This is a genomic window from Bradyrhizobium sp. NAS80.1, from assembly GCF_001908205.1.
Lineage (GTDB): Bacteria > Pseudomonadota > Alphaproteobacteria > Rhizobiales > Xanthobacteraceae > Bradyrhizobium.
This window is the reverse complement of record NZ_LGHL01000319.1, coordinates 1-9,133: the sequence shown is the minus strand read 5'-3', so window position 1 is coordinate 9,133 and position 9,133 is coordinate 1. Positions and strand designations below refer to the sequence as shown.

The window sequence follows — 9,133 nt, the reverse complement described above, 5'->3', positions numbered from 1 at the left end:
TTTTTCGCCTTCTGGTTTGAACAATATCGCTCGGGCGTGCTCGCCCGATGGAATAGCAAGCTTTCGAGCTCGTTCAATCTGATCCTTTGTGTCGATCCGGTACTTGGGGTGGTCAAAGCTGATAAATATTGTTGGGGAGATGCTCGACCAATTTCGAATTACATCGTCGTATTTTTCGGGAGACCAGTCCCTCGGTGAGTAATCTCCTTCGTAGATCTCGGACAAATCCGAGTCTTTGGACGCCTCATACCCGCCGCTATCCAAAAATATCGCGGAGGCAAAATCCAACTGAGGCAGCAGCAATCCATGTGAAATATCGTAGGCGCTGACCAAGACTTCATCGGAGATATACTCCTCCGAAGCCTTGAGTATCTTCTGTACTTTCGGGAATCCCTTGCTTGAGAAGGACGGCAGCAGAATAGGAATCTTTAGTTCTGTACCATTGCCTAGACGGATGAGGCGCCTTTTTGCGAGCATTCTAGCCTCGCCCGGTCCAGGCAGGATGCGCACCGTCCGCAGGGCGGTGAACTGCCGGCTTCACAGCTGTACGTTTCCTTGAGGGGAATGCCTTTGGATAGGAAGTAGCTGTAGACGTCATCTTTGCTCCAATGAACAAATGGCGCCATGACGGATAGTCGCCCGTCAGAGCACTGTTGAATGAGGGCATCAATTTTCTGGGTGAAATCGGGAGAGCAGTCGTAATATGGAGTGCCGCTGTGGATGCCGATGGCGATTCCACCAGAGTCGCAGCGGCCGAGCAGTGCTGCGGAGAAGATCAAGAAAGCATTCCTCCCGATCAACTCGCCGGGGCCGTACGACCGAAGGGGCGCTACCCGAATTTCGTCGACTGGGATCCCAATGATCTCCTTCAAGCGAGCGACAGATTGTTGCTCCATGTGTCGGGATGCTTGTCCGAAGTCTAAAAAAAAGGCCGCGCACGGTGAGGCCCTTTGCCTTCAACATCAGGGCCACCGACGTAGAATCAATTCCACCACTGAATAGGACCGTTGCCTTATTCATGAACCGCACCCTATAGGCGAATCGAAGAGCTGCGCTCTTAAACCTTAGGTGGTGTCTTTGCTGCGATCTAGATTCCGCCCGTTCTGTACCCAAAACAAAAACGGCCGGATCTTTCGATCCGGCCGTCACGCAGAACGCTACTGGCTAAGATTACGCTACGCGACGCAACTTAGCCCCCGCCCAATTCTAGAACTTGATTAGCTGGCCTTCTTCGCCGGCGCGGTGTCGCCGACCTTCTTCTGGATGGCGCGCTTCAGCTCGACGGCGCGCGGCGACAAGGCCTCGGTGTTGGCCTTGAGCAGGTAGGCATCGAGGCCGCCGTTGTGGTCGACGCTCTTGACCGCGTTGGTGGAGACGCGCAGGCGCACGTTGCGCCCCAGGGCTTCGCTGATGAACGTCACGTTGACGAGGTTCGGCAGGAAGCGGCGCTTGGTCTTGATGTTGGAGTGGCTGACCTTGTGGCCGACGAGGGGGCCCTTGGCTGTCAGTTCGCAGCGGCGAGACATGGCAAAAATCCTTATCCTTTCCCCCAAGCGTTGCGGCGGCCATTCGGGGCGCCACGGGGGTGCAAATTCTCTGTCCTTGCAGGGAGCGGGCGGACGTATAGGGGGGAAGGGGCGGGCAGTCAAGTTTTTGGGGCGGCCTTTTCGCCTCTCCCCGCCTGCGGGGAGAGGCCGGAATGCGCGCGATTAGCGCGTATTCCGGGTGAGGGGGAGTCTCCGCGGGGGGAGGGGCCGGCTCATGGGCCGCCAACTGTCACCGCCCCCGCGGAGAGCCCCCCTCACCCCAACCCTCTCCCCGCAAGCGGGGCGAGGGGGGAAGGCGCAGCGGAGCGAGGTGAAGAGCCGCGCCCCCCGATCACCAAAACGGCAATGTTTGAAACGCCTTACATCACATAAAGGGCGTATTCGCACTCGAAAACTCCCGTGGGTTCCCGGCCTGACTTGCGCGGACACATTGTCTGCCGCGGTTTTTGGCTTAAGTAACAGCGGTTGCGCCCCGATTGGATCATTTCGTGTTCAATTCCCCCCATCTTGCGCCCCGGCTGGATCGTGCCGGCCGGCTGGCCTTAGCGGCCTTTTGCGGGCTCGTCCTTGCGTGGGGGGCCGAGCCCGTGGCGGCGCAGGGTAAGCTCGAGGCGCAGTATGAGGCGACGCTGGCGGGCATTCCCGTCGGCAAGGGCGCCTGGAACATCGATATCCAGGACGACGTGTTTTCGGCGGCGGCCTCCGGCGGAACTTCGGGCATCCTGAAGTCGATCGCGAACGGGTCCGGCACCGGCGCCTCGCAGGGGCGGGTGGTCAACGGCGCGCTGGTCGCGACCGGCTACCAGGCCTCCACCACCACCTCGAAGAAGACCGAAACGATCCACATCACGCTCGACAAGGGCAATGTGAAGGAGTTCGGCATCGTGCCGGAGCCGCCGGTCGACCCTGATCGCATCGTCGTCACCGACGCGCATCGCCGCGGCGTCTGGGATCCGATGACGTCCTCGCTGCTGCGTGTGCCCGGCACCGGCGACCCTGTTACGCCGGAGGCCTGCCACAGCGGTGCGCCGGTGTTCGATGGCCGCATGCGCTACGACCTCAAGCTCGATTTCAAGCGCATGGAGACGGTGAAGGCCGAGAAGGGCTATCGCGGCCCGGTCGTGGTCTGCGCGCTCTATTTCGTGCCCGTGGCCGGCTACATCCCGGATCGTCCCGTGATCAAATACCTCGCGGCCCAGCGCAACATCGAGATCGCCTTCGCTCCCATCGCCGGCACGCGCATCCTGGTCCCGTTCCGGCTGAGAGTGCCAGACGCCCTTGGGGCCGGCGATGCTGGAAGCGACCAGCTTCATCACCACCCCCCAGCCGCCCAGGGTTGCGAAGACGCAGTAATCCCCTTCCGTCATTCCGGGGCGCGCGCAGCGCGAGCCCGGAATCCATGGTGAGACAAACGCTGCGGAGCGATGGATTCCGGGCTCGCGCCAAGTGGCGCGCCCCGGAATGACGACGGAGAGAGTTTGCCGCGCCGCTCCAACACCTTACACGCCGTCACCCCGCCATTCTTCAGAGGGCCACTTCTACCGTGCATGGGGTTGTTTTCACGAAAATGAGTTTGCGCCCCCTGAGGCCCTGGAATCCGTTTGACTCCTCCTCGATTCTGATTCGACTCCGCGCCATCCCCAACTTAAGGAAATCCATTATCAAATCGTCACTTGTACGACGGCGCAAAACTCCATCTAGTGCGCAGCCAATAAGAGTCCCGCGACATGTTGCGTGAACGGAACAGGACTCAAAGTGGAGTCAGCGATTCGGCCGCGATTCGTTCTAGAGTCGTTCCGATGCTTAAAGAGCCAGGGAAAAGCGTCGCAAAGTGAGACAGTTGCGCGAGATTTTGCTCCCTCGCCCCGCTTGCGGGGAGAGGGAGCAGGCGGCCTCCGGCCGCCGTTCTATTTATGCGAACGCCGATGCGGAGCATCGGCTATGGTGAGGGGGAGTCTCCGCAGGGACGGTGACAGATGGATTCGCGGAGAGTCCCCCTCACCCGGATCGCTTCGCGATCCGACCTCTCCCCGCAAGCGGGGCGAGGTGACTTCCAAGCGCTTCGCGCGTCTTCGCTTCGCCCCTGACACGCCCCAGACAGCACTGACATTCGCCCAAATCGCCACTACCTAATCCCCAGAATGGCCTTTTCCCCATCCCCCTTCGCTTCCGAGCGCGCCCCTGGCGCTGGCGTCACTGCAGTGCTCGGGCCGACCAACACCGGCAAGACCCATCTCGCCATCGAGCGGATGCTCGCGCATTCCTCGGGCATGATCGGGCTGCCGCTGCGCCTGCTTGCGCGCGAGGTCTACAACAAGATCGCCGCGCGGGTCGGCAGCGAAGCCGTCGCGCTTGTGACCGGCGAGGAGAAGATCAAGCCAAAGAACCCGCGCTACTGGGTCTCGACCGTCGAGGCGATGCCGCGCGACTTGGATGTCGCCTTCCTTGCCGTCGACGAGGTCCAGATCGCCGCCGATCTCGAACGCGGCCACGTCTTCACCGACCGCATCCTCAACCGCCGCGGCCGCGACGAGACGCTGCTGCTGGGGGCTGCAACGATGCGGCCCATCGTCGAGCGGCTGCTCCCGGGCGTGTCGATGATCACGCGGCCGCGCCTGTCGCAGCTCGAATTCGCCGGCGACCGCAAGATCACGCGCCAGCCGCGGCGCACCGCCATCGTCGCCTTCTCTGCCGATGAGGTCTACGCCATCGCCGAGCTGATCCGCCGCCAGCATGGCGGCGCCGCCGTGGTGCTGGGCTCGCTGTCGCCGCGCACCAGAAACGCACAAGTGGCGATGTTCCAGAACGGCGATGTCGATTACCTCGTCGCCACCGACGCCGTGGGCATGGGCCTCAATCTCGACGTCGACCACGTCGCCTTCGCCTCCGATCGCAAATTCGACGGCTATCAGTTCCGCCGCCTGACGCCAGCCGAATTTGCGCAGGTCGCCGGCCGTGCCGGCCGCGCCACCCGCAACGGCACCTTCGGCACCACGGGGCGCTGCGCGCCGTTCGAGCCCGAGCTCGTCAACGCGCTCCAGAACCACACCTTCGACAACGTGAAGATGCTGCAATGGCGCAACTCGAAGCTGGATTTCTCCTCGCTCGGCGCGCTGCAGGTGTCATTGAACCTCGCCCCCGGCCATGAGGCGCTGACGCGCGCGCCGATCGCCGAGGACATGCGCGTGCTCGATCACGCCGCCCGCGACGGCGAGGTGCGCGATATCGCGCATGGCAAGGCCGCCGTAGAGCGTCTCTGGGAGGCCTGCCAGGTCCCCGATTACCGGAAGCTGTCGCCGGCCGCCCACGCCGAGCTGGTGACCACGCTGTACGGGTTCCTGATGCAGAAGGGCTGCATTCCCGATTCCTGGTTTGCGGCCCAGGTCGATCAGGCCGACAACGTGACCGGCGACATCGACACGCTGTCGGCCCGGATCGCGCAGATCCGCACCTGGACCTTCGTCGCCAACCGCCCGGACTGGCTGAAAGACCCTGATCGCTGGCAGGGGGTCACGCGGGAGGTCGAAAATAAATTGTCAGATGCGCTCCACGAACGCTTGACGGAGCGTTTCGTTGATCGTCGTACCAGTGTATTGATGCGCCGCCTGCGGGAGAACACGAGCTTGAATACTGAAATCGGCAAGACCGGCGAAGTCATCGTCGAAGGCCATGTCATCGGCCGCCTCGATGGCTTCACCTTTGCACCGGATGCGGCGGAAGCTGGCTCCGATGCGAAAGCCTTGCAGGCTGCAGCGCAAGCGGTGCTCGCCGGCGAGATCAATGCGCGCGCCGAAAAACTGGGCAACGCGCCGGACGAGCAGTTCGTGCTGACCTCGGAAGGCACCATCCGCTGGACCGGCGATGCCGTGGCGCGCCTTTCTGCCGCAGACGACGCGCTGCATCCGCGCATTCGCATCATCTCGGACGAGCGTTTGACCGGCGGCCCCCGCGAGAAAGTGCAGGCCCGGCTCGACCTCTGGCTCAAGACGCATATCGAGAAGCTGCTCGGACCGATGTTCGAGCTCAGCAAGGCCGAGGACGTCACCGGCATTGCCCGCGGCATTGCCTACCAGCTCGTCGAGGCGCTTGGCGTGCTCGAGCGCCCGAAGATCGCCAATGAGCTGAAGGATCTCGACCAGCCCTCGCGTGCCACGCTGCGGAAATACGGCGTCCGCTTCGGCGCGTACCACATCTATTTCCCCGGCCTGTTGAAGCCCGCCGCGCGTGCGCTCGCAGCGCTGCTGTGGGCGCTGAAGCAGGACAATGTCGATCTCTCGGCACTGTCAGGTGCGCAGCATCTAGCAAGCTCAGGCCGCACCTCGTTCCCGGTCGACAAGCAGCTGCCGCGCGATGCCTATCGCGTGCTCGGCTACAAGCAGGCTGGCGAGCGCGCCGTGCGCGTCGACATCCTGGAGCGTCTCGCCGATCTGATCCGTCCGGCGCTTGCGTGGCGTGAGAGCTCGCCCGGCGAAAAGCCCGCCGGCGCCTTCGACGGCCGCAGCTTTGTGGTGACGCAGGCCATGACCTCGCTCACCGGTTCCGCGGGCGAAGATTTCGCCTCGGTCCTGCGCGCACTCGGCTATCGCATGGAAAAGCGTCCGCCGCTGCCGGCGAAACCCGTCGTGGCCGAAACGGCCGCCGCGGAGACGCCGGCGACCGAAGGCAGCGCCGAGACCTCGACCGAAACTGCGGCTGAGGCCGTCGCCGAAGAGGCGACCGCGTCCGAGACGCCCGCAGCCGAGGCCCTCACCGTCGAAGACGCGCCCGGCATGGAGCTGAACGACGAGCCCGCGCACGAGGAGCCGGCACTCGAAGCATCTCCAGATGCGCCGGTCACGCCGGAAGACGCCCCCGGCATCGCGCCGCCGGTGGAAGAAGCCGCTGCGCCCGCCGAGGCTGCTGCCGCCGAGACCGCTGCAACGGAAGCTGCCGCATCGGCCGATGCCCCTGCGCCTGCGGAAGCCGCAGCTGCGCCGACTGAACCCGAGCTCATCGAGGTCTGGCGTCCCGGCGGCCGTCACGAGGACCGCAAGCCGCGCCACGAGCGTCATCGCCACCAGCGCCACCACAATCAGCCGCGCGCTCAGGCGGCGGCGCCCGCAGAGGGCGAAGCGGTGCAGGCAGCCGACGGCGAGAAGCGCGGCGAGCGCCATCGCCATGGCGGGCATCGCAAGGATTTCCGCAAGGGGCGCGAAGAGGGCGGCCAGGGTGGCGATCGCCGCGAGCAGCGCGACGACAAGAACCGCCGCTTCGAAGGCAAGGACCGTGATCGCAACAAGGGCAAGCCCGGCGATCGCGATGGTGGCCGCGAGCATCGTGGCCGCGACCGCGACAAGGGGCGCGATCGTCGCGACCGCGAGTCGGGTCCCTCGCTGCGTCCCTATGCGTCGAGCGCCAACCCGCGCGAGCGCGATCGTCCAATCGATCCGAACTCGCCCTTCGCAAAGCTCGCCGCGCTGAAAGAGCAGCTCGCCGGTCGGAAGGAGTAGCGTAGCGTTTTCAAGCGAAGTGCGGAGCGGTTCGCGTGAAGAAAACGCGTCAGAAGGAATAGAGCCACGACCACAGAGCGGCAGCGCCTCGACAAATGGCTGTGGCACGCGCGGGTGGTGAAGGCGCGCACCTCCGCGGCCGAGCTCGTCGAGACCGGCCACGTCCGCATCAACGGCGTGCGCGAGACATCGCCGGGGCATGCGATCAAGATCGGCGATGTGCTGACCATCGCGCTCGATCGCACCGTGCGCATTCTGAAAGTGACCGCCTTCAACGAGCGCCGTGGTGATGCTGCCTCGGCACGGGTGCTCTACGAAGAGATGAGCGAAGCAAAACGCAATTAATTGTGCAGTAAATTCATTTCTTGGTCGATCAAACACATAAAGCCGTCATGATCGGCCGTTCCCGACCTTGCGGCGCCGGGCCATCCGCGCTACGCAAGCCGCGACTTCTAAAAGAGCTTTTCGGAGCGTTGGATGACTTACGTCGTCACTGAAAACTGCATCAAGTGCAAGTACACCGACTGCGTCGAGGTCTGCCCGGTCGACTGCTTCTACGAGGGTGACAACATGCTCGTCATCCACCCCGACGAGTGCATCGACTGCGGCGTGTGCGAGCCGGAATGCCCCGCCGACGCCATCAAGCCGGACACGGAACCGGGCCTGGAAAAGTGGCTTCAGGTCAACGCCGATTACGCCAAGAGCTGGCCGAACATCACCCAGAAGAAAGAATCACCCGCCGACGCGAAGGAATTCGACGGGATGGAGGGCAAGTTCGAGAAATATTTTTCTCCGAACCCCGGTTCGGGAGACTAATTTCCGCCCAAACTTAACCCTAATACCTTCGTTGCGGCCGAAAACCAGCCCTTAAGACCCCTAAATCATTGATTTTTGCGGGAAATGTGCTATATTGGGCACATTAAGCCGAACCCCGTCAGCCCCGTTTGGCCCCTCTGGGTTCCCGTGAAACCAAATGTCGAACAGGGGCGTGGCAGTTTCCGCGCGCAGGCTGTGTCACAGAAAACGCGTAAAAAGAGTACTTCAGCGAGGGCTTCCCATAAGGAGGCCAAAAAAGTCGCGACGGCCAGCCGTAGCGCATCCAAGGGTCGGACCGCGACTAAGGCGCCGGCTGCAAAGTCCTCGAAGAACAAAAGAAGCGCAATGCCTAACAAGACTGCCAAGCCGGCCGCGAAGGCGACCGTTTCCAAGCCTGCTGCCAAGGCTCCCGCTGCCAAGCCCACTGCGTCGAAGGCCCCTGTTGCTGCTCCTGCCAAGGCTCCTGCCGCTGCCAAGCCGGCCGTGAAGTCGGCGGCCGCTGCGCCGAAGGTCGAGGAAAAGAAGGTCGTGACCCAGCGTCAGGGCTTCAAGGCCAACGAATTCGTCGTCTATCCCGCTCACGGCGTCGGCCAGATCCTGGCCATCGAGGAGCAGGAGATCGCCGGTGCGAAGCTCGAGCTGTTCGTCATCAACTTCATCAAGGACAAGATGACGCTGCGCGTTCCGACCGCCAAGGTCGCCAATGTCGGCATGCGCAAGCTGTCCGAGCCCGCGCTGGTGAAGAAGGCGCTGGAGACGCTCAAGGGCCGTGCCCGCGTCAAGCGCACCATGTGGTCGCGCCGCGCCCAGGAATACGAAGCGAAGATCAATTCGGGCGACATCGTCGCGATCGCGGAAGTCGTGCGCGACCTCTACCGCTCCGAGTCGCAGCCCGAGCAGTCCTACTCTGAACGCCAGCTCTATGAAGCGGCGCTCGATCGGCTGTCCCGCGAGATCGCGGTGGTGCAGCACTCGACCGAGACCGAAGCGGTCAAGGAGATCGAGGCCCAACTCGCCAAGAGCCCGCGCCGCGCCAGCGCCAAGGCGGAAGCCGCCGACGGTGAGGGCGATACGGATGCCGAGGGCGATACCGACGATACGGATGGCGACGACACCACCGTTGCCGACGAGGCTGCGTAAGCGCCTCTCGCGTCGATCGCGGCGGATCAAAGGCCCGGCCGTTCGGCCGGGCTTTTTGTTGTGTGCCGAGTATGAGCGACAGCTTGGAGGTGGAAGTCCTCTATCCAGCCTGATGGCGGTGAAGGATTAGCGAAGCGCAAG

At 63.4% G+C, this 9,133-nt stretch carries 6 protein-coding genes and 2 pseudogenes; 5 read left to right on the top strand and 3 right to left on the bottom strand.

The window, feature by feature from the left end; translation table 11 throughout:
• From AC629_RS42565 to rpmB, 3 genes are all read right to left on the bottom strand, one after another.
• The coding region (locus AC629_RS42565; RefSeq protein ID WP_210419207.1) for a hypothetical protein at positions 1 to 477 on the bottom strand (477 nt) is incomplete at its 3' end.
• Positions 447 to 896, bottom strand: a complete 450-nt coding sequence (locus AC629_RS42560) for a 7-cyano-7-deazaguanine synthase (protein ID WP_084810594.1) — start codon at positions 894 to 896, stop codon at positions 447 to 449. The genes AC629_RS42565 and AC629_RS42560, both read right to left, overlap by 31 nt.
• A 321-nt stretch (positions 897 to 1,217) precedes the next feature.
• The gene (gene rpmB, locus AC629_RS42555; protein ID WP_084810593.1) at positions 1,218 to 1,526 is read right to left on the bottom strand and encodes a 50S ribosomal protein L28; all 309 of its coding nucleotides are present in this window, start codon (positions 1,524 to 1,526) and stop codon (positions 1,218 to 1,220) included.
• A 539-nt stretch (positions 1,527 to 2,065) separates the two neighbouring features.
• Here rpmB and AC629_RS42550 point away from each other — a divergent pair.
• From AC629_RS42550 to AC629_RS42530, 5 genes and pseudogenes are all read left to right on the top strand, one after another.
• A pseudogene (locus AC629_RS42550) lies at positions 2,066 to 2,900 on the top strand (DUF3108 domain-containing protein).
• Between the two features lie 788 nt (positions 2,901 to 3,688).
• The gene (locus AC629_RS42545; protein WP_084810592.1) at positions 3,689 to 7,036 is read left to right on the top strand and encodes a helicase-related protein; all 3,348 of its coding nucleotides are present in this window, start codon (positions 3,689 to 3,691) and stop codon (positions 7,034 to 7,036) included.
• A 75-nt stretch (positions 7,037 to 7,111) separates the two neighbouring features.
• Positions 7,112 to 7,381, top strand: a pseudogene (locus AC629_RS42540) (RNA-binding S4 domain-containing protein); the annotation flags it as partial.
• A gap of 132 nt (positions 7,382 to 7,513) precedes the next feature.
• On the top strand, positions 7,514 to 7,852 hold the full coding sequence (gene fdxA, locus AC629_RS42535) for a ferredoxin FdxA (protein WP_018643465.1): 339 nt from the start codon (positions 7,514 to 7,516) through the stop codon (positions 7,850 to 7,852).
• 345 nt (positions 7,853 to 8,197) lie between these two features.
• Positions 8,198 to 8,992, top strand: a complete 795-nt coding sequence (locus AC629_RS42530; protein ID WP_084810590.1) for a CarD family transcriptional regulator — start codon at positions 8,198 to 8,200, stop codon at positions 8,990 to 8,992.
• The last annotated feature ends 141 nt before the right edge of the window (positions 8,993 to 9,133 follow it).

What these genes read in the sequence shown, in the direction of transcription:
- rpmB (WP_084810593.1), bottom strand. Translation starts at nt 1,526, where the DNA reads ATGTCTCGCCGCTGCGAACTGACAGCCAAGGGCCCCCTCGTCGGCCAC.
- AC629_RS42530 (WP_084810590.1), top strand. Translation starts at nt 8,198, where the DNA reads ATGCCTAACAAGACTGCCAAGCCGGCCGCGAAGGCGACCGTTTCCAAG.
- AC629_RS42545 (WP_084810592.1), top strand. Translation starts at nt 3,689, where the DNA reads ATGGCCTTTTCCCCATCCCCCTTCGCTTCCGAGCGCGCCCCTGGCGCT.
- fdxA (WP_018643465.1), top strand. Translation starts at nt 7,514, where the DNA reads ATGACTTACGTCGTCACTGAAAACTGCATCAAGTGCAAGTACACCGAC.
- AC629_RS42560 (WP_084810594.1), bottom strand. Translation starts at nt 896, where the DNA reads ATGGAGCAACAATCTGTCGCTCGCTTGAAGGAGATCATTGGGATCCCA.